The sequence below is a fragment of the Achromobacter deleyi genome, from assembly GCF_902859705.1.
Lineage (GTDB): Bacteria > Pseudomonadota > Gammaproteobacteria > Burkholderiales > Burkholderiaceae_B > Achromobacter > Achromobacter deleyi.
The window spans coordinates 227,345-246,802 of record NZ_CADIJO010000004.1 but is presented as its reverse complement, the minus strand read 5'-3'; the positions used below and the strand labels follow the sequence as shown (position 1 = coordinate 246,802).

The 19,458-nt window shown below is 63.0% G+C and carries 18 protein-coding genes; 16 read left to right on the top strand and 2 right to left on the bottom strand.

Annotated features, from left to right (window positions below):
• The first annotated feature begins 93 nt into the window (after window positions 1-93).
• The gene (locus HV798_RS08270) at window positions 94-531 is read left to right on the top strand and encodes a hypothetical protein (protein WP_175192309.1); all 438 of its coding nucleotides are present in this window, start codon (window positions 94-96) and stop codon (window positions 529-531) included.
• A 34-nt stretch (window positions 532-565) separates the two neighbouring features.
• Here the strand turns inward: HV798_RS08270 and HV798_RS08265 are convergent, their stop codons facing one another.
• Window positions 566-1,480 (bottom strand): LysR substrate-binding domain-containing protein, encoded by a 915-nt coding sequence (locus tag HV798_RS08265; RefSeq protein ID WP_175216349.1) that lies wholly within the window; start codon window positions 1,478-1,480, stop codon window positions 566-568.
• Window positions 1,481-1,604: 124 nt separating this feature from the next.
• Between HV798_RS08265 and mdlC the strand changes: the two genes are divergently transcribed.
• The 10 genes from mdlC to HV798_RS08215 all read left to right on the top strand — a co-directional run bounded on the left by mdlC (window position 1,605) and on the right by HV798_RS08215 (window position 11,962).
• Complete coding sequence (gene mdlC / locus HV798_RS08260; protein WP_175192311.1) at window positions 1,605-3,230, top strand: benzoylformate decarboxylase; 1,626 nt, start codon at window positions 1,605-1,607, stop codon at window positions 3,228-3,230.
• Window positions 3,231-3,293: 63 nt separating this feature from the next.
• On the top strand, window positions 3,294-4,742 hold the full coding sequence (locus HV798_RS08255) for an aldehyde dehydrogenase (protein ID WP_175192312.1): 1,449 nt from the start codon (window positions 3,294-3,296) through the stop codon (window positions 4,740-4,742).
• A 22-nt stretch (window positions 4,743-4,764) separates the two neighbouring features.
• Window positions 4,765-5,955, top strand: coding sequence for a 4-hydroxybenzoate 3-monooxygenase (locus HV798_RS08250; protein WP_175192313.1), 1,191 nt, complete (start codon window positions 4,765-4,767; stop codon window positions 5,953-5,955).
• 74 nt (window positions 5,956-6,029) lie between these two features.
• The gene (locus HV798_RS08245) at window positions 6,030-7,460 is read left to right on the top strand and encodes an MFS transporter (protein WP_425486129.1); all 1,431 of its coding nucleotides are present in this window, start codon (window positions 6,030-6,032) and stop codon (window positions 7,458-7,460) included.
• On the top strand, window positions 7,457-8,386 hold the full coding sequence (locus HV798_RS08240; RefSeq protein ID WP_175192314.1) for a ketopantoate reductase family protein: 930 nt from the start codon (window positions 7,457-7,459) through the stop codon (window positions 8,384-8,386). Before HV798_RS08245 ends, HV798_RS08240 begins: the two co-directional genes overlap by 4 nt.
• The gene (locus HV798_RS08235) at window positions 8,383-9,591 is read left to right on the top strand and encodes a lyase family protein (RefSeq protein WP_175192315.1); all 1,209 of its coding nucleotides are present in this window, start codon (window positions 8,383-8,385) and stop codon (window positions 9,589-9,591) included. The genes HV798_RS08240 and HV798_RS08235 overlap by 4 nt, the downstream gene beginning before the upstream one ends.
• A 34-nt stretch (window positions 9,592-9,625) precedes the next feature.
• Window positions 9,626-10,096, top strand: a complete 471-nt coding sequence (locus tag HV798_RS08230) for a carboxymuconolactone decarboxylase family protein (protein WP_175192460.1) — start codon at window positions 9,626-9,628, stop codon at window positions 10,094-10,096.
• 29 nt (window positions 10,097-10,125) lie between these two features.
• Window positions 10,126-10,866 carry a protocatechuate 3,4-dioxygenase subunit beta gene (gene pcaH, locus HV798_RS08225; RefSeq protein WP_217481157.1) on the top strand — a complete coding sequence of 247 codons (741 nt, stop codon included), beginning with the start codon at window positions 10,126-10,128 and terminating at the stop codon, window positions 10,864-10,866.
• A 9-nt stretch (window positions 10,867-10,875) separates the two neighbouring features.
• Window positions 10,876-11,481 carry a protocatechuate 3,4-dioxygenase subunit alpha gene (gene pcaG / locus HV798_RS08220; RefSeq protein WP_175192317.1) on the top strand — a complete coding sequence of 202 codons (606 nt, stop codon included), beginning with the start codon at window positions 10,876-10,878 and terminating at the stop codon, window positions 11,479-11,481.
• A 25-nt stretch (window positions 11,482-11,506) separates the two neighbouring features.
• The gene (locus tag HV798_RS08215; RefSeq protein ID WP_175192318.1) at window positions 11,507-11,962 is read left to right on the top strand and encodes a GNAT family N-acetyltransferase; all 456 of its coding nucleotides are present in this window, start codon (window positions 11,507-11,509) and stop codon (window positions 11,960-11,962) included.
• A 228-nt stretch (window positions 11,963-12,190) separates the two neighbouring features.
• Here HV798_RS08215 and HV798_RS08210 read toward each other — a convergent pair whose 3' ends face one another.
• Entirely contained in the window at window positions 12,191-13,582 is a 1,392-nt protein-coding gene (locus HV798_RS08210; protein ID WP_175192319.1) for a ClcB-like voltage-gated chloride channel protein, read from the bottom strand.
• 492 nt (window positions 13,583-14,074) lie between these two features.
• Between HV798_RS08210 and HV798_RS08205 the strand changes: the two genes are divergently transcribed.
• The 5 genes from HV798_RS08205 to HV798_RS08185 all read left to right on the top strand — a co-directional run bounded on the left by HV798_RS08205 (window position 14,075) and on the right by HV798_RS08185 (window position 19,411).
• Complete coding sequence (locus HV798_RS08205; protein WP_175192320.1) at window positions 14,075-14,752, top strand: response regulator; 678 nt, start codon at window positions 14,075-14,077, stop codon at window positions 14,750-14,752.
• 97 nt (window positions 14,753-14,849) lie between these two features.
• Window positions 14,850-16,226, top strand: a complete 1,377-nt coding sequence (locus HV798_RS08200) for a sensor histidine kinase (protein WP_246288639.1) — start codon at window positions 14,850-14,852, stop codon at window positions 16,224-16,226.
• A gap of 110 nt (window positions 16,227-16,336) precedes the next feature.
• A complete protein-coding gene (locus tag HV798_RS08195; protein ID WP_175192322.1) occupies window positions 16,337-17,335 on the top strand; it encodes a Bug family tripartite tricarboxylate transporter substrate binding protein in 999 nt (332 codons plus the stop codon).
• Window positions 17,336-17,450: 115 nt separating this feature from the next.
• Window positions 17,451-17,888, top strand: coding sequence for a tripartite tricarboxylate transporter TctB family protein (locus tag HV798_RS08190; RefSeq protein ID WP_175192323.1), 438 nt, complete (start codon window positions 17,451-17,453; stop codon window positions 17,886-17,888).
• The gene (locus HV798_RS08185; RefSeq protein ID WP_175192324.1) at window positions 17,885-19,411 is read left to right on the top strand and encodes a tripartite tricarboxylate transporter permease; all 1,527 of its coding nucleotides are present in this window, start codon (window positions 17,885-17,887) and stop codon (window positions 19,409-19,411) included. Before HV798_RS08190 ends, HV798_RS08185 begins: the two co-directional genes overlap by 4 nt.
• Window positions 19,412-19,458: the final 47 nt, after the last annotated feature.

Below are 19,458 nucleotides of genomic sequence, written 5' to 3'. Positions count from 1 at the left end.
CCTGCAGAGGTCGGTCCATCTGAACATAGGGCTCATCACCAGACTATGACGCGACCGTCCTCGAAAAGAGCCGCGGCCTTGAGGGCCATCAGCGTGCAAGACGAGATCGTCTACTTATTGGCATCACAGAAAGACCCCGTCATTACGGCATTCCGAGACCACTGGAACAAGCACTGCGACCTGTGGATTCAAGAGATGGACGCGGGCCAGCTGTCTGTCGCGACATTGACCGGTAACGTCATGCTGTCATTGCGGGAAAGCCTGCCCATTTTCTTGCGCGCTATCCCACCAAAAGATCGCCGTGCGTTCAATCTCGCGTACCGAGGGATGGTCATCGCTACCTTCCCTGATTTTTACGAGCAGGACGAGAGCGAGCTTGATGCGATCATCGCGCGCGGGAAGATCAGGAATGACGATGAGTTCCATCTCATCGAGTTCTATTTCGAGCAACAGCAGAACATCGACCCTGATAGTTCCGCAAGCGCAGCACTACGCCAACTCATGGACGATTTCGAGTTCAGAGAGCACTGAGGATCAGCGCCATCCTGGGACTGCGCATCCTCGCCTAACCCTGCAACGGCCTCGCCGTCAGCACCCGCAGTTCGTCCAACAGCTTCACCGCCGGCCCGGGCAGCAAGCCCTGGCTGCGCCGAAACGCCGTGAGCGTACGAGTATCGGCGGTGCCGGGAATGTCCAGCCTGTCGATCAAGCCGGCACGCCGTTCCGCGTCGAACATTGGCTCGGGCATCCACCCCAGGAAGTCCGAGTGCGCGATCAGGCTCTTGAGCACCGTGATGGAGCGCGTTTCGACCACCACATTGGGCATCGGCAGCCCATGGTCGGCAAAGACCTTTGTCATGTGATTGAACGGCCCGGTGCCCTTGGGCAGGATGGCCCATTTGTGATCCAGCGTGTCGGCCAGCGCCAGTGTGCCACGCGCCCGCAGAGGGTGGCTTACGCCGGCCACGACATGGCTGACGTCCTCCCAGCGGCAGTCGGGCACGGCCACGATGTCGTCGCTGTCTTCTCCCAGCACACCCAATGCCAGATCGATCTCGCGCGATATCAGCGCGCCGGCCAGGCGATCCCACACGCCTTCGATCACCTCTACCCGCAGGTTCGGCCACTTGCGGCAGGCGCGGTCGATGGCCAGCGGTAACAGCAGACAGGCAATGCTGCCCACCGCGCCGACGCGGATGGTGCCCTTGGCCAGACCCAACATGGCATGGATTTCTTCTTTCGCGGCTTGGGCCTCGCGTTGCAGCAATCGTGCGTGCGGCAACAAGGCCTGCCCGATATCGGTCAGTTGCATGCCTTTGGAGTGACGCTCGAACAGGGGCGCGCCGACCTGTTCTTCCAGGCGCCGGACGATACGGCTCAACGCGGGCTGCGTCACGCTGAGCTGGTCCGCAGCCCGGCCCAGGCTTCCGGCTGCTGCGATGGCATTGAATGCCGCGAGTTGCTGAAGATCGAAAGTCATACCAAAGCGTAATGACTTTGTGCAGATATATCAATTCTCAAGAATGGCGCGCCCCGAGACACTAACCCCGTCTTCCATTTCAGGCCATGCCGGCCCATCAGCCGACCGCCTTCTCCTGAAAATCATGATCGAAACCCTTGATCTCCAAACCTCGCCAACGGCTTGCGATGCCGGTGCAGTGACCTTCACGGTGCGCGACGCCGTCTTCGATCTGATGCGCCGGTTCAACCTGACCTCGGTGTTCGCCAACCCTGGGTCGACCGAACTGCCGATGTTCCGAGATTTCCCGGCGCAATTCCGATATGTGCTGGGCCTGCAAGAAGCGACAGTGGTCGGCATGGCCGACGGCTACGCCCAGGCCACCCATAACGCGGCCCTGGTGAATCTGCATTCGGCCGCAGGCGTGGGCAACGCCATGGGCAACCTGTTCACCGCGCACAAGAACCGCACGCCGCTCGTCATCGTGGCGGGCCAGCAGGCGCGCGCCATTCTGCCGTTCGAGCCTTTCCTGTGCTCCAGCCAGGCCACAGAGCTGCCCAAGCCGTACGTGAAATGGAGCATCGAGCCTGCCCGGGCGCAGGACGTGCCGCTGGCCATCGCCCGTGCGTACTACATCGCCATGATGCCTCCGCGCGGGCCGGTGCTGGTGTCGGTGCCGGTGGATGACTGGGATCAACCGGCGGAACCGGTGGCGCCACGGCTGGTCAGCGATGCTGTGCGGCCCCAGCCATCGGTCCTGGACAAGATAGGCGCCATGCTTGATGCCAGCGAGCGCCCGGCCATCGTCGTCGGCGCGGCCGTCGATCGCGACAATGCCTGGGACGATATCGTCGCGCTGGCGCAAGCCCACAATGCCCGCGTCTGGGCGGCTCCGATGTCGGGGCGTTGCAGTTTTCCCGAAGACCATCGCCTGTTCGCGGGCTTTCTTCCTGCGATGCGTGAAAAGATCGTCAGCCTGCTGGCCGGCCACGATGTCATTCTGGTCGCTGGCGCACCGGCGTTCGCGTACCACGTCGAAGGCGCGGGCCCGCACATTCCCGAAGGCGCGGCGCTGTGCCAACTGACCGAAGACCCTGACACCGCGGCCTGGACGCCGGTAGGCACCACCGCCGTGGGCAGCCTGCGCTTGAGCCTGCGCGACCTGCTGGCCAGGCCCGCCCCGGCGCCCAGGCCTTTGCCCGCGCCACGGCCTTGCAGGCCCGCGGCGGCGCCTGACACGCCCATGACCACGGCGTTCGTCCTTCAAACCCTGGCCGAGGTGCGCGGCCCTGACGACATTGTCGTGGAAGAAGCGCCCAGCGCACGTCCCGTCATGCAGATGCACTTGCCTCACGTCCGGCCTGAAACCTTCTACACCATGGATAGCGGCGGCCTGGGCTACGGCATGCCCGCGGCGGTGGGCGTCGCGTTGGGCAAGCCGGGAAAGCGGGTGGTCGCGCTGATTGGCGACGGCTCGAGCATGTATTCGCTGCAGGCGCTCTGGTCGGCCCGGCAGCACAACCTGCCCATCACCTTCCTTATTCTCAACAACGGTCGCTATGCGGCCTTGCAGGACTTTGCGCCCGTGTTCGGCTTTTCGGCCGGGGACGTGGTCGAGGGCACGGAACTGCCAGGCCTGGATTTTCCTGCCCTGGCCGCGGGGATGGGATGCAGGGGCATGCGCATCGACGATCCGCACCGACTGCGCAGCGCGCTGACCGAGGCGCTGACCAGCGGCGAACCTGTGCTGATCGAGGTACCCGTGGTCTGACACATACCGCCAGAACAAGGGCGCCCGGCGAGGCCAGCCCGCTATCAATAAGGAGACAACCCCATGCAAGTATCCATGCTGATCAACGGCGAAAAATCGCAGACGGCCAACGGCGCCCATTTCGAACGCCGCAATCCGCTCGATGGTAGCGTCGCCTCCCGCGCCCCTGCGGCACGCCCCGAGGATGCCGTCGCCGCCGTCGAGGCCGCCGAAAAGGCATTCAAGACCTGGTCCAGGACCGGCCCGGGCGAACGCCGAGCGCTGCTGCTCAAGGCCGCGCAAACACTCGCTGCCAAGTCCGCTGACCTGGCAACGGCAATGGCAGCGGAAACGGGCGCATCCGCCGGCTGGTCTGACTTCAACGTGCAGTTGGGTGTCAACACGCTGCTCGAAGCCGCATCGCTGACGACCCGGATCAACGGCGAAGTCATCACCTCGGATGTGCCAGGCAGCCTTGCCATGGCATTGCGCCAGCCGGCGGGCGTGGTGTTGGGCATCGCCCCCTGGAATGCGCCCGTCATCCTTGCGGTACGTGCGATCGCCACGCCGCTGGCCTGCGGCAATACAGTGGTGCTCAAAGGTAGTGAAACCTGCCCCGCCACACAGGCACTGGTCATCGATGCGCTTCATGAGGCAGGCCTGCCCCGGGGCGTCGTCAATTTCATCACCCATGCGCCGGCCGACGCGGCCTCGGTCGTGCAAGCCATGGTCGCCCATCCCGCCGTGCGCCGAGTCAATTTCACCGGCTCGACTCAGGTCGGAAAGCGCATCGCCGCCACTTGCGCCCAATATCTCAAGCCCGTGGTGCTGGAACTGGGCGGCAAGGCGCCGTTCATCGTGCTGGATGACGCCGACCTGGACGCGGCCGTCAATGCGGCGGTGTTCGGCGCATTCGCCAACAGCGGGCAGATCTGCATGTCGACCGAGCGCGTGATCGTCGATACGCGCATCGCCGACGCCTTCGTCGCGCGGCTGGCGGCGCGCGCGGCGGCCCTGTCGCTGGGCGATCCACGCGAAGGCGACGTCGTGCTGGGCTCCGTCGTGGACATGACCACGGTGCAGCGCTGCAACGCGTTGATCGATGATGCGCTGGAGCGGGGCGCCAAACTCGTGGCGGGCGGCAAGGCAGACAGCACCCTGATGCCGGCCACCTTGCTGGATCACGTGACGGCAGACATGCGCATCTATCACGAAGAAGCCTTTGGACCGGTCAAAGGCATCGTCCGCGTCGACGGCGTGGAAGCAGCCATCTCCTGCGCCAACGACAACGAATACGGGCTCGCCGCGGCAGTGTTCGGCCGCGACGCAGGGCGAGCGATCGAAGTCGCCAAACGGATCGAATCTGGCATCTGCCATGTCAATGCGCCGACGGTGCACGACGAACCCCAAATGCCGTTTGGCGGCGTCAAGCATAGCGGCATCGGCCATTTCGGCGGCCAAGCGGGCATCGACGCCTTCACCGACCTGCGCTGGATCTCGGTGCAGACGACGACGCGCAGCTACCCCTTCTAATTCTGCTTACCGAGACAATCCTATGCGAACCCAGGTGGCAATCATCGGCGCAGGCCCGGCGGGTCTGACCCTGTCGCACATGTTGCATCAGCAGGGCATCGAATCCATCGTTCTCGAAACACGCGCGCGCGATGCCGTGGAAGCGACCATCAGAGCCGGCGTTCTCGAACAAGGAACCATTGACCTCCTGACGGAGATCGGCGTTGGCGAACGCATGCAGCGCGAAGGGCTGCGACACGCCGGTACGGTGCTGCGCTATGACGGCCGCGACCATCGGATCGACTTTGCCGAACTCACCGGCGGCAAGACCGTCATGGTGTATCCCCAGCACGAGGTGTTGAAAGACCTGGTTGCCGCGCGGTTGGCCACGGACGGAGATATCCGCTTCGAAGTCTCGGAAGTCAGCGTGCACGATATCGACTCGGACAAGCCTTATGTCCGGTACCGCGACAGCCTCGGGAACACGCAGGTCATCCACGCCGATTTCATCGCGGGCTGCGATGGCTCTCAAGGCGTATGCCGGCCGGCCGTGCTGGCAAGCCATCCCACGTTCCACGAACACGTCTATCCCTATGCGTGGCTCGGCATCCTGTGTCATGCGCCGCCATCCTCCGACGAACTCATCTATGCACACGGCGGCGGTGGCTTCGCATTGGTCAGCACACGCTCGCCCCGGGTTCAGCGGATGTACCTGCAGTGTGATCCCCAAGACAAGACCGAAAATTGGCCCGAGGCTCGCATCTGGACCGAACTTCGCACCCGGCTGCGTACCCACGACGGGTGGGCGCCCAATGAAGGAGAGATCTTCAGCAAGACAGTCGTCGGCATGCGCAGCTTCGTGATCGATTCGATGCAGTCCGGACGCTTGTTCCTGGCGGGGGATTCGGCCCATATCGTTCCCCCCACGGGCGCCAAGGGGCTGAATCTTGCCATATCGGACGTGTGCATCCTGGCCCGTGCCTTCATCCCGTTCTACAAGGACAGCACCCGCACCCTGCTCGATAACTACAGTGCTACGGCATTGGCCCGGGTATGGCGGGCGCAGCGCTTTTCGTGGTGGATGACATCGTTGCTGCATACCGCCCCCGGCGCCGATCAATTCCAGAAACGACTGCAGTACGCGGAACTGGACTATCTGGCCAGATCCTCGTCCGCACGCGCCGTACTGGCCGAAAACTACGTTGGCCTGCCCATGGATTTTCCCGTGAACTAGCACCATCTTTTCCACCGCAGCACATCATCGCGGGGCGCCGCAACAAAGTAGAGCGCCCCCGATCGGAGACAACAATGACATCACCTTCTTCCTTGCCGTCGGCACAGCGGGCCATGGCGGTTCCACCCTTCGGCGCATCCGCGCAGCGGGGTCCCGTTGCATCGGAACGTCCGGCGGCGGGTACAGCCGATATCGGCAAGATGCTCGACGACGGCCCCTACACCAGCATGCAGAAGTTCGTCGTGCTGCTTGCCGCCTTGTCGATCGTGATGGACGGCTTTGATGGCCAGCTCATCGGCTTTGCCATTCCGATGATGATCAAGGAGTGGGGCATCACGCGCGAAGCGTTCGCCCCCGCCGTCGCTGCGGGATTGATCGGGATGGGTATCGGCAGCGCCTTCGCGGGATTGTTCGCCGATCGCTTCGGGCGCCGGATGGCGGTGATATGCAGCGTGCTCGTGTTCGGTACAGCCACTTGCGCGATCGGACTGGCGCCGGACGCCATGACCGTTGCCGTCCTGCGATTCATCGCCGGATTGGGTATCGGGGGTGCGTTGCCCAGCTCCACCACGATGACCGCCGAATTCACACCGGCACGCCGACGCACGCTGGCCGTGACCGCCACGATTGTCTGCGTCCCCTTGGGCGGAATGCTGGCAGGTCTTTTCGCCGGCCAGGTCTTGCCCGCATATGGCTGGCGCGCGCTGTTCTTCATGGGCGGCGCATTGGCCATCGCCCTGGGCATTCTGTTGCTGATCATGCTGCCCGAGTCCCCCCGCTATCTGTCGCGCCATCCACGCCGTTGGGCCGAGTTGACCAAGCTGCTGCTCAGAATGGAACGCCCCATGGCCGATGGCGTGCGCTACACCGACGTGCGTGAGCAAGCCAACGAAAAGCAGGGCGGCTTCCGCGCCCTGTTCATCGCCGGCTTCGCACGCGACACCATCGCCATCTGGGTCGCGTTCTTCATGTGCCTGACGGCCGTCTACAGCGCATTCAGCTGGTTGCCGACCATGCTGGCGTCCGAAGGTTTGCCGTTGGGTATCGCCGGTTCGGGCTTGACCGCCTACAACCTGGGCGGCGTCATCGGCGCACTGGCATGCGCGGTCGCCATGACGCGCTGGGGCTCGCTCTGGCCGCTGGCGATCTGCTGCCTGGGGGCGGCCATCAGCGCATTCGCCATGCTGCAGGTCGACGCGACGCAAAGCAGCAGCCTGTTGATCTTCGGCTTCGGCGTGCATGGCCTGTTCGTCAATGCCGTGCAGTCCACCATGTATGCGCTCTGCGCCTTCATCTATCCCACCAGCGTGCGGGCGACCGGCACGGCATCCGCGCTGGCTTTTGGACGCCTGGGGGCGATTTTGAGCGCGTTCATCGGCGCAACCGTCATTACCCGAGGGGGTGCGCAAGGCTATCTGACACTGCTGGGCTCTGTCATGGTGGTAGCACTGATCGCGTTGCTGCTGGTGCGCCGGCACATTCCTGCACAAAAGGAGCACGCATGAACATCGCAATTCTCGGTGCTGGCGCAATGGGTTCATTGTTCGGCGGCCTGCTGGCCGAGGCGGGTCAAGATGTCATTCTGCTGGACATCAACGAAGGACATCTGAACGCCATCCGCAACAACGGCCTGGGCCTGTGCACCGACAGCGGTGATCGCCAGGTAACGCGGTTGACTGCCATGCGCCCCGAGCAGGCGCAAGTATCCCCCGATCTGCTGATTGTGTTCACCAAGACTTTGCACACGGAAGCGGCGCTGGCAGGCGTACGCAGACTGCTCTCACCGGATACCTTGGTGCTGACCCTGCAAAATGGACTTGGCAACATCGAAGCGGTCGGCCGCCATGTGCGGCAGGACCGCATCCTGATCGGAATGACCACCTGGCCTGCCGATCTTGTCGGCCCCGGCCAAGTGCGTTCACACGGGCAGGGCCTGGTCCGCATCATGCCGGTCGAGATCCAGCAGCAGAAGGCTGCAACTCAGGTGGCAAAGATACTGAGTCTGGCCGGCTTGCGGTGCGAAGTCGATCCGCAGGCCTGGACTGCCATCTGGGAGAAAGTGGCCTTCAATGCCGCCTTGAACAGCCTTTGCGCGGTCACTGGCTGCACGGTGGGGCAGTTGAACGCAGTATCCGACGGCCTGGCATTGGCGCGGGCGGTGGTGGCCGAAGTGATCGCAACCGCGCAGTCAGCCGGCATCAACGCCGACGCTGCGCATTGCATGGCCAGCGTCACCGATGCCCTCGCCAGGCACAAGGCGCACAAGCCATCCATGCTGCAGGACGTCATTGCAGGACGCCAGACCGAAATCGAATCCATCAACGGCGAGGTGGTGGCCCGCGCTCACCGGGCGGGGATAGCGGTGCCGCATACCGAGATGCTGCTGGGACTGGTGCGGTTGATCCAGGCCCGCAAGGCAGAAGACGCATGACCTTGTTTGAATCATTTCTGTCACATGCGTCATGCCGCGAGTGCTTTTCCGATCGAGAAGTGCTGGCCGCCATGCTGCGCGTGGAGTCCGCGTTGGCAGAAGCTCAGGCCGAACACGGCGTGATTCCCGTCGATGCCGCCCGCGTCATCGCCAGGCATTGTGATATTGCCGGCTACGACGTGGCGGCGATCATGGCCCAGGAAGCCGGCGCCGGCAGCGTCGCGATTCCGCTGATACAGGCATTGAAACAGGCGGTACAGGCGCAAAGCGAAGCCGCCTGCGCGTTCACGCATATGGCCAGCACCAGCCAGGATATTGCCGACACGGCCCTTGCACTGGTGACCCGCGACGCGCTGGCGTTGATCGCCAAGGATCTGCGCCGGGCGGTATATGCCGGCCTGGCGCTGGCCCACAGACATGCGCGGGACCCCATACTGGCGCGCACATTGATGCAGCCGGCGTCAGTCACCAGCTTCGGATTCAAATGCCTGGCCTGGACCGCGCCATTGGTGCGCGCGCACTTGCGATTGCATCGTACGGCCGGACAAGCCCTGCAGCTGCAGCTGGGAGGCGCCGTCGGCACCTTGGCGCAGATGAAAGGCAAGGGCCCGGCGGTCGCCGCGAGCATGGCACGTTCGTTGGGATTGCATAACCCGGAGATCTCCTGGCACACCCAGCGCGATGCCTGGGTCAGCCTGGGCTGCGAACTGGGTGTCCTGGCCGGCAGCCTGGGCAAGATTGGCCGCGATCTGTCGCTGGCAGGACAGTTTGAACTCAGCGAGGTCTTCGAGCCGTCCGGGCCTGGACGTGGCGGTTCGTCCGCCATGCCGCACAAACGCAATCCTGTGTCCTGCCTGACCGCCATCTCGGCTGCGGCGCGCGCCCCTCAGCAGGTCGCCAGTCTGTTGGCCGCCATGCCACAGGAAAACGAGCGCGCATTGGGACTCTGGCAGGCCGAGCTGGCCGAATGGCCGGCGCTCGTCATGACCGTGCATGGCAGCCTGGCCGCCATGGCCGATGCGCTGCAAGGGCTGGTCGTCGACACCGCCCGCATGCGCCAGAACATACAGCGGCTTGTCCAGGCACTGCCGTCGAGCGTGGCCGGCCAGTGGTTCAACGCTGAATTGGCGGATGACATCGCCGTAACTACGCAGCAACAGGCCGACAGGCTCCGGCGCGAATTCGACAGTGTCGATGCGGGCTGACCGTCATCAGGAACTTATCCACAGGACGTTCGCCATGAACCCAAAGCCATTGCCAGATTCTGTCCACGCCTCGGATGCCGAAAACGCCGCATGTCAGGCCGGCGAACGCAATCGCCGCCGCATTCTCGGCGACGCCTGGGTGGACCGGTCAAAGGCCGCACGCAATCCGTTCACGGCCGACTTCCAGGACCAGATCACGCGTCATGCCTGGAACGACATCTGGGGCCGTCCCGGCCTGGGCGACAAGACACGGCGATACCTGGTGTTGGCAATGATGCTTGGCACCCACGCCTATGACGAATTCATGCTGCACGTGCGTGCGGCGTTGGATGGCCCCCAGGAATCGCGCCTCTCGCCGGACGACATCAAGGAAATCATCTTGATGGCGGCCATCTATTGCGGCGTGCCGGTAGCCAATCACGCATTCGGCCTGGTCGCGACCCTGTTGCGCGAGAGAGGCCTGATCGACGCCCCCGTCGGGGCACAGCCCCCATCGCGGGGATGAATCCGCTTCATTTACCCATGGAGACTTCGATGAAGACCGAAATCGCCCCCCTGACACCGCGAGTTGCAGCTGCCAGCCTGTCTGCACGAGACTGGCACAGCCATCCCGCCTATCTTTACGAGGGCTACCGCTCGACCGCCAAGCGCGGACCGCAGCAGCCCTTGGTACCGTTGAAGTCGGCATTGGGGGAACTGCGTCGTCCGGTTTACGGCCATGATTGCGTCGGCGAACTCGATCATGACCTGACCCGAAATGCCCGCCGCAATGGCGAGCCCATCGGTGAACGCATGGTACTGGCAGGTCAGGTGCTCGATGACCGGCGTCGCCCAGTGCGCAATACGCTCGTGGAAATATGGCAAGCCAACGCCGCCGGTCGCTACGTGCACAAGGCGGACCAACACGACGCGCCATTGGATCCCAACTTTCTGGGAGCCGGCAGGTGCATGACCGACGACGAAGGGCGCTATCGCTTCCTCACGATCAAGCCGGGCGCCTACCCGTGGGGCAATCACCCCAACGCCTGGCGCCCGCAACATATTCACCTATCCCTGTTTGGCCAGTGCTTCGGCAGCCGCCTGGTCACGCAGATGTACTTTCCCGGGGATCCGCTGCTGCCATTCGACCCGATGTATACCGGGACGCCACCAGCCGCTCGCAGCCGGCTGGTGGCGGATTTCAGCCTCGACTTGACAGTGGAGGGCTACGCCCTGGGGTATCGCTTTGACATCGTATTGCGTGGCGTGGATGAAACCCCGTTTGAAAACCAGTGAGACTCGCTCATGATGCACGGACTTGAAACCAATTTTGGACAGACCCCGTCACAGACCGTCGGCCCGTACTTCGCCTACGGATTGGCGGCCTCGCAGTACGGCTACGACTTCAACCAGCCCTACGGCAGCGTAGTGGCCCTGGGTCATGCGCGCGGTGAACGCATCCGGCTCGAAGGCCGGATACTCGATGGCAATGGCGAAGCGATATCGGATGCGCTGGTCGAGATCTGGCAGGTGGACGGCGAAGGCGCGTATCCATGTAGCGCCGACGATGCATTGAAGGGCGGTTTTCGGGGAATTGGCCGTAGCGGTACTGGCACCGATGCACAACATCGATATCGCTTCGATACCGTAAAACCAGGTGCTCAATCGCCAGGCGAGGCGCCGCATATCGACATGGTCGTCACCATGCGTGGACTGCTGCTGCATGTATTCACACGCGTCTACTTTGACGATGAAACCCAGCGCAATTCTGGCGATGCCGTACTGAAGGCCGTGCCGGTCGGGCGCCGCCACACCTTGATCGCCCGGCGCGTGCAGAAGGGCAATGAGGTAACGTATGAGTTCGACGTGCATATGCAGGGCACGGACGAGACTGTCTTTTTCGACCTTTGAACCCCTGCAGCTCCCGAGAGCCGGCATGACCGCGCACCGCATCCGCCAAGCCACTACTGCCGACCTGGCCGCCATCGAGCGCATCGTCCACGACGCGTATCGCCATTACATAGACCGCATCGGGGCAACGCCCGGTCCGATGCGTGACGACTACCGCCAACGCATCTCGCAAGGCCAGACGCAAGTGCTGGAAGACGACGCCGGCATACAGGCCGTGCTGGTGTTGGTGCGCGAGCCGGACTGCTTGCTGCTCGACAACGTAGCCGTTTCTCCGGCCGCGCAAGGCAAGGGGTATGGACGCGAACTGATGCAGTGGGCCGAGATTCAGGCGCGCCAGGCGGGCTATCGGCAGATACGGCTTTACACGCAGGAATCGATGACCGAGAACATTGGCATCTATCAACGCTATGGCTACGTTGAAACGCATCGCGCCGAAGAGATTGGTTTGAAGCGCGTTTTCATGACCAAGTCTCTGCGATGAGACTCCTTTCAATAAATTAGTAATTACTCATTTATTGAAGATCACGAACGCGCATGAATCATGCGCGCCCCAACGCCATATTCAACTCTGAAAGCCAAGAAAAATGGCGATGAATTCGACGATATCGCTTTCATCATTTCTTGGGAAAAAAGAACAATATGAGCTTTTACTCATAAAATATAAAATGGGGGATTACTTATGCAAAACCCCTGTATTCAAGCACTTTTCTCAAGAGCTCCCTGGCTTGTCGGCATGCAATGACGGCACTGCACGGATCTGCTCCCGAGCGATCCGGTTGCTGGCCAACGACTTGGCATACACCGAATCCGGCCGAATTTTCTGCGCAATGACAAAGCCCGTGATGCAGGCGAGCATCAGCGGCAACATGACCTCGTAGCTCAACGTCATCTCGAAGATCATCAGTATCGACATCAACGGCGCATACGTCGTGGCAGCGAGCAGCGCCCCCATGCCCACCACGGCATAACTCGACACGGCAGACAGGTCACCAGCGGGAAACAGCGCATGCAATCCGCTGCCATAGAGGGCGCCGACGGCCGCGCCTACAAACAGCGTCGGCGTGAACACGCCGCCGATTGCCCCCGAGCCCACGCTGGCGCCGGTCGCCACGATCTTGAACAGCAGTACCGCCGCCACAGCCTGCCAGGCCCACTCGCTGTGCAGCATGCTGTTCACCACGCTGTAGCCGTTGCCCCAGACTTCGGGCTTGAACACAGACAAGGCCCCAACCACCAGCCCGCCGACCGCCATGCGGGTCCACAACGGCAGCGGCATGCGCCGAAACAGTGCCTTGGACGCATCCAGAAAACGCAGGAATTGCGGTGCCACCAGGCCGGCGATCAGCCCCAGACCCAGATAATTGACCACTTCCCAGCCCGATACGAAGTCGAAAGGCGGCATATGGAAAACCGCGTCGTAGTGCAGGATCTGGCGGGTCACGATGTTGGCGACCACCGACGACACCACCAGCGGAACCAGGGTGGCCGACGAAATCGCGCCATAGACAATTTCCGAAATGAACAGGGCGCCCGCGATCGGCGCGTTGTACGCCGCGGTGATCCCGGCCGTGGCGCCGCAGGCCACCAGCAGGCGCAGGTGGCGCGGCGGCAGCACCAGGTAGCGACCGGATAGCGACGAGAACATGGCGGCCAGCTGCACCATGGGGCCTTCACGCCCAATGGATGCCCCGGAACCAATTGAAAACAAAGAAGAAATGCTGCGCGCCACGGTTTGCCGAAAGCCGATGACACCGCGGCCGATGGAGATCGCTTCCATATAGTCGGCAGCGCCGCGCCTGGGCAGGCGGCTGGCCGCCCATTGCAAGATCAGCCCGGCAATCGCGCCTCCTGCCGCCGGCAACAGGAATCTTTGCCAGGCTGACAGGCCCCGCGCAAGCGAGACCATGCCATGCGGTTCGTCCGCACCGGCCAGCAGCATCTGGATCCCGCCCAGCAATTCCCGAAATATCACGGTGGCCAGTGCGCCAGCCAGTCCCATCAACGCCGCCGCGCACAGTGTGGCGGGCAAGTTGTCGGCCAGCAAACGGCCTCTCAGCCAGGTCGCCCAGGCTGGTTTCTTGATTCTGATTTGTCGTGCCATGGCCGAATTCTACGGCGGAAAGCTGCTCACTTTTTGTTCAGGCAACCGTCAACCGCGGCAGGGATTCCTCCCCAGGCAGGGCCAATTTCCCAGGCGCCTGCAGGGCCCTTTACGGGGCTGGAAAGGGGCGAAAACCAGGGTAGGCAATAGGCGGTTTTTCGGGGTAAAAGTGCCGCTTCCGACCCCGGCTTCCAGAAAAGGGCCTGTGGATAACTCCTAAGGCGGCAGGTTGTGCACATTGTGTGGAGGCAAGTTGAACAAGCGGAGGTTTTGGGCCAGGTCCGAAATCTTGTCCAACTTCAACTTTTTTCCCACACAGAGTTCTTGCACAGCCAAAAACGGCCGCAAGTTCATGAAAAAAAACAGGTTTCCAAGGTTAAGGTAGTTATCCACAGGCCTTATTAATCATTAGTCTTTATATAAAGAGAAATACAGGGAAAAGACAAACATGCTTTCTCCTAGCTCCCAGCCACGCCCCCCCGGACTCCGTCCATGCGCATCCTCCTGATAGAAGACGAAGCTGAACTTGCTCGCTGGTTGGCCAGAAGCCTGGCCCGACATGCGGGTTTCGTCGTCGAGTGGGCCGATGACGGCCTGGTTGCCGAAAGAAGGTTGGCCGTCGAAGAATTCGATGCAATCGTGCTGGACTTGGGATTGCCAGGCATGGATGGCCACACTTTGCTGGCGAAGATTCGCGCGCGGGACGATCGAACGCCGGTCCTGGTCCTGACCGCGCGCGATTCACTGGCCGAAAAAATCGGGACACTTCACCAGGGCGCAGACGATTTCCTGCCGAAACCGTTTGTTGTGGAAGAGTTGGAGGCGCGTTTGATCGCGTTGGTACGACGCAGCCGAGGTCGCGAACACCCGCGACTTGCCCTGGGGAACCTGGTTTTCGAGACTTCCGCGCAAAAATTTTCGGTCTCGGGACAGACTTTGCAGTTATCCCCACGTGAACACGCGGTGCTTCGGGTCTTGATCCAGAAAAGCGGCGAACCGATCAACAAGCAGCAGATCCTGGATCGGATCGTGACCGACGATGCCGACATCAACCTCGAGGCCATCGAGGTTCTGGTGCACCGGTTGCGCAAAAAATTGGCGGAAACAGGCGTGCAGATCACAACCATGCGCGGCATGGGCTACTGCCTGGAGAACGCTGTTGACAACTAGTTTTCCGGAAAAAACCCGGTTTTCCAGGAAAAAAAACCGCACCCGGACCCTGAAGACCCAGCTTCTCTGGTGGCTGATCCCCACATTAGTTTTAGTAATGATGGGTGCCTTGTGGCTGTCGAACCACCAGTTGCGCAACCAGGTCGACATTGCGTACGACCGCTCGCTTGCCGGCGCGCTGCGCGCGATCGACCACAACATATCCACAGCCAGCGGTGGATTAGCCATGGAGCAGCCGTACCTGATGCTGGAATTTTTCGAGCTGACGGCCAATGGCAGCGTGTTCTACCGGGTGGCGACCGAAGACGGGCTGGCCGAAATCGGCCATCCTGAGCTGCCCATGCCCACTCAGCCGCTGGTGTCTGGCGAACCGCAGTTTTTTTATGCGACGTATCTGGGCATGCCGGTCCGGGTCGCCGCGCTGGCGCGGGCGATGGATCCGCCGCTTTACGCGAACAAAGGGGGACGGGTTATCGTCCAGGTTGCCGAAGGCCTGGAAAGCCGCCAGGCGTTCCTGCACCAGGTGCTGGTGCGGTCGGTAGAGCGTGACCTGGCCGTGATCCTGATCAGCGTCCTGGTGATCATCCTGGGCGTTTTCATGGCCTTGCGCCCCCTGGCGCGGCTGAGGCAAGAGCTGGAAAGGCGTCCTGCAGACGATTTAAGCCCCGTCAGCGCGTCCGACCTGCCGGGTGAGGTCCTGCCCCTGGTTGGCGCCGTAAACCTCCACATGGCCCGCTACGCGGCCCAGGCGAGGGTCCAGAGCCAGTTCCTGGACGACGCATCCCACCAATTGCGCACGCCGCTGTCGGTTTTGCGTACCCAGACCGCCTATGCCTTGCGGGAAACATGCCCCCAGGAGGTCCGTACAGCCCTTCTGGCGATGCAAGAGGGGTTGGACAGGGCCGTACGCACCACCAACCAGATGCTGGCTCTGGCGCGCGCTAAAGACGCTTCTCTGGCCGAAGGCGGCTTTTCGCTGGAACCCGTCGACCTGGCCGCGCTGGCCGACGGGGTCATCCGCAGCTTGCTGCCTACGGCCCGTGCCCGGCAGATGGACATCGGCCTGGAAGCCGATCCCGGTCCGGCCATCGTCCCGGGCGCCGAATGGCTGCTGCGCGAAGCGGTCGGCAACCTGGTGGACAACGCGATCCGTTACACCTCCCCCGGCGGAACGATCACCGTGCTGGTACGGCGCGAGCCGGGGCAACTGCGGTTATCTGTGGAAGACAGCGGTCCCGGCATGTCGGCCGAGGACATCGCCCGTGCCGGCATCCGCTTTCGCCGTGGCGCTGCCGGCAAGAACAAGCCGGGGGCCGGCCTGGGGCTGGCCATTGTCGGCACGATCGCCGAAGCCCTGGGCGCCCGCCTGGTGCTGGAGAACCGCGCCCCCTTGCCCGGGCTGCGCGCATCCCTGGTGTTTTCCCTGCAATCCGCCGCCGATGTTGCGGCGCGTCAGGAAAAACGCGTTTTTTGAAAGGTGTTAGAAAGCTTCGGTTTTGTACGGTTGCATCCGCTGGACCCGCCTTGTCGTGCTTCGCCGGGTCGCCAGCCATACCTAGACCTATAAATCACGGAGACACCACAATGCAGACCAGCCTGAAGCTGCGCCTGGCCGCCGTCGCGGCGCTTGGCGCACTGACCTTGCCCCTGGGCACCGCCCAGGCGGCCGACGAACCGCGCCGCCCCGAATGCATCGCGCCGGCCCAGCCCGGTGGCGGATTCGACCTGACCTGCCGGCTGGCCACCGAAGGCCTCAAGCAGAGCGGGGCGCTCAAGAGCGCCATGCGCATCGTCTATATGCCGGGCGGCATTGGCGCCGTGGCCTACAACAACATCGTGGCGCAGCATCCCAACGAGCCCGGCACCATCGTGGCCTTCTCGGGCGGTTCGCTGCTGAACCTGGCGCAGGGCAAGTTCGGCAAGTACAACGTCGACGACGTGCGTTGGCTAGCCGCCATCGGCACTGACTACGGCGTGGCCGTGGTGCGCAACGATTCGCCCTATACCGACCTGAAGGGCCTGATGGACGCGTTCAAGCAGGACCCGACCAAGATCGTGCTGGGCGCCGGCGGCACGGTCGGCAGCCAGGACTGGATGAAGGCAGCCTTGACCGCCAAGGCGGCGGGCGTCGACTTCAAGAAGATGCGATTCGTGGCCTTTGAAGGCGGTGGCGAAGCCGTGACGGCGCTGCGTGGCGGCCACATCCAGGCCTACATGGGCGATGCGGCCGAAGCCTTCACGATGCTCGAGGGCGGCGCTCCCATCCGCGTGCTGGCCGTGTTCAACGACCAACGCCTGCCGGGCAAGCTGGGCACCGTGCCCACCGCCAAGGAACAGGGCTACGACATCGTCTGGCCGATCATCCGCGGCTTCTACGTCGGTCCCAAGGTGTCGGATGCCGACTACCAGTTCTGGGTCACCGCGTTCAATCGCGTCACCAGCGCCCCCGAGTTCTCCAAGCTGCGCGAACAACAGGGCCTGTTTCCCTTCAACAAGACGGGCGCCGACCTGGATGCGTACGTGAAGCAGCAGGTCAAGCAATACGCTGAACTGGCCGACTCTTTCGGCCTGGTCAAGAAATAAGCCGCAAGGCGTTCCTTTCAACCGCGCCTGCAGGCGCCCCCCCGTTGCCGCCGGTACTGCCTGCGGCCGGGGCGGGCTTGCGCCGCGCGGTCCTGCTACCAACGGAAATCTGATCATGAACGATCGCATCCTGGGCATCGCCGCGCTTGCGCTGGCGGCCTTCATGACATGGGCGGGGTGGGGCATTGAAGCGCCATTCGCCTACGAACCGGTGGGGCCGCGCGCGTTCCCGCTGCTGCTGGCATTGATCATCGGCCTGTGTGGCCTGCGGCTGGCCTACAAGGGCGGCAATGCCGTCGAAGCCAACCCGGCCGGCGCCAACGTGCGCATCGTGATGATGGTGCTGTTCGCCACGGCGTATGCCTTTCTCTTCCAGTGGCTCGGCTTCATCATCGCCACCGCGTTGATGACGGTGTTTGTCGGCCGCCTGTTCGGCGGCGGCTGGGCCAAGTGCGCGATCGGCGGCATCGTCATGAGCGCTTTCTTCTACGTGTTGTTCGACAAGGTGCTGGACGTGGTCCTGCCCGGCGGGCTGCTGGAGAACCTGATATGAGCGGAATTCTTGATCACCTGTCGATGGGCTTCGGTGTTGCGTTCTCGTGGACCAACATCCTGGTGGCCGCCATCGGCTCGTTCTTCGGCACCATGGTGGGCGTGTTGCCGGGCCTGGGGCCGATCAACGGCGTCGCGATGCTGATTCCCATCGCGTTTGCGATGAACCTGCCGCCCGAGACGGCGCTGATCCTGCTGGCGGCGGTGTATGTCGGCGCGGAATACGGCGGCCGCATCACCTCGATCCTGATCAACGTGCCGGGCGAAGCCAGCGCCATCATGACGACGCTGGACGGCTATCCGCTGGCGCGCCAGGGCCTGGCCAACGTGGCCCTGTCGCTGTCGGCATGGTCGGCATTCTTTGGTGCGCTGGTATCGGTGGTGGGCGTGGTTCTGCTGGCGCCGACCTTGGCCAAATGGGCATTGGCATTCGGTCCTGCCGAATACTTCGTGCTGATGATCTTTGCGTTCTGCTGCCTGACCAGCCTGCTGGGCAAGCAGCCCGTGAAAGGCGTGCTGGCCGCGATGATCGGGTTGTCGATTTCCGTGATCGGCGTGGACGCGAACTCGGGCGTATACCGCTATACCTTCGACTCCGTGCATCTGGCCGACGGCATCGATTTCGTGGTGGTGGTGATTGCGTTGTTCGCGGTCAGCGAAATGCTGGAAATGCTGGAAAAGGTGATGGCCGGGCATAGCGTCGAGGTCGAGTCCAGCGGCCGCAAGATCTTCAATCTGAAAGAGATGGCTTTCACCTGGTGGAGCGTGGTGCGCAGCGCCTTCGTGGGCTTCGGCGTGGGCGTGTTGCCCGGCGCCGGCGCCAGCGTGGCGGCAGCCGTGGCCTACTCGCAAGAGAAGCGCATCATCGAGGCCAAGGATCCGGATGCCAAGTTCGGCCGTGGCGACATGCGCGGCCTGGTGGCGCCGGAAGCCGCGGCCACGGCCTCTGCCATCGGCTCGTTCGTGCCGATGCTGACGTTGGGCGTGCCGGGGTCGGGCACGACCGCGGTGATGATGGGGGCGTTGACGCTCTACAACATCACGCCGGGGCCCGTGTTGTTCGAATCCAAGCCGGAATTGGTGTGGGGATTGATTGCGTCGCTGTTCGTGGCCAACGTGCTGCTGTTCATCATGAACGTGCCGCTGGTGCGCGTGTTCTCGAAGGTGCTGTCGGTGCCGGGTTGGCTGATGGTGCCGGGCATCCTGTGCATCAGCTATATCGGCGTGTATGCCATCAATGCTGGTACGTTCGACCTGTTGCTGGTCGCGGCCATCGGCACGCTGGGCTACCTGCTGCGCAAGTTCGGCGTGCCGATGGCGCCGCTGGTGCTGGGCGTGGTGCTGGGCAACATGATGGAACAGAACCTGCGCCGCGCCTTGTCGATGACCGATGGCAACGTGTCGGTGCTGTTCTCCAGTCCCGTCGCGATCACGTTGTGGGTGGCGGCCGCCGCAGTGGTGGTGGTGCCGCAGATCATGCGGCGAGTGCGCCGCGCCAGGAAGATTGCCGCCGATCCGGTGTGAGCAAAAGAAAAGCCCCGCAAGGGGCTTTTTTCTGCAAGACGTATTGC

Bases quoted from the DNA above. Each gene is read 5' to 3' on its own strand.
- HV798_RS08265 (WP_175216349.1), bottom strand. From the start codon at position 1,480: ATGACTTTCGATCTTCAGCAACTCGCGGCATTCAATGCCATCGCAGCA.
- mdlC (WP_175192311.1), top strand. From the start codon at position 1,605: ATGATCGAAACCCTTGATCTCCAAACCTCGCCAACGGCTTGCGATGCC.
- HV798_RS08255 (WP_175192312.1), top strand. From the start codon at position 3,294: ATGCAAGTATCCATGCTGATCAACGGCGAAAAATCGCAGACGGCCAAC.
- HV798_RS08250 (WP_175192313.1), top strand. From the start codon at position 4,765: ATGCGAACCCAGGTGGCAATCATCGGCGCAGGCCCGGCGGGTCTGACC.
- HV798_RS08245 (WP_425486129.1), top strand. From the start codon at position 6,030: ATGACATCACCTTCTTCCTTGCCGTCGGCACAGCGGGCCATGGCGGTT.
- HV798_RS08240 (WP_175192314.1), top strand. From the start codon at position 7,457: ATGAACATCGCAATTCTCGGTGCTGGCGCAATGGGTTCATTGTTCGGC.
- HV798_RS08235 (WP_175192315.1), top strand. From the start codon at position 8,383: ATGACCTTGTTTGAATCATTTCTGTCACATGCGTCATGCCGCGAGTGC.
- HV798_RS08230 (WP_175192460.1), top strand. From the start codon at position 9,626: ATGAACCCAAAGCCATTGCCAGATTCTGTCCACGCCTCGGATGCCGAA.
- pcaH (WP_217481157.1), top strand. From the start codon at position 10,126: ATGAAGACCGAAATCGCCCCCCTGACACCGCGAGTTGCAGCTGCCAGC.
- pcaG (WP_175192317.1), top strand. From the start codon at position 10,876: ATGATGCACGGACTTGAAACCAATTTTGGACAGACCCCGTCACAGACC.
- HV798_RS08215 (WP_175192318.1), top strand. From the start codon at position 11,507: ATGACCGCGCACCGCATCCGCCAAGCCACTACTGCCGACCTGGCCGCC.
- HV798_RS08210 (WP_175192319.1), bottom strand. From the start codon at position 13,582: ATGGCACGACAAATCAGAATCAAGAAACCAGCCTGGGCGACCTGGCTG.
- HV798_RS08205 (WP_175192320.1), top strand. From the start codon at position 14,075: ATGCGCATCCTCCTGATAGAAGACGAAGCTGAACTTGCTCGCTGGTTG.
- HV798_RS08200 (WP_246288639.1), top strand. From the start codon at position 14,850: ATGATGGGTGCCTTGTGGCTGTCGAACCACCAGTTGCGCAACCAGGTC.
- HV798_RS08195 (WP_175192322.1), top strand. From the start codon at position 16,337: ATGCAGACCAGCCTGAAGCTGCGCCTGGCCGCCGTCGCGGCGCTTGGC.
- HV798_RS08190 (WP_175192323.1), top strand. From the start codon at position 17,451: ATGAACGATCGCATCCTGGGCATCGCCGCGCTTGCGCTGGCGGCCTTC.
- HV798_RS08185 (WP_175192324.1), top strand. From the start codon at position 17,885: ATGAGCGGAATTCTTGATCACCTGTCGATGGGCTTCGGTGTTGCGTTC.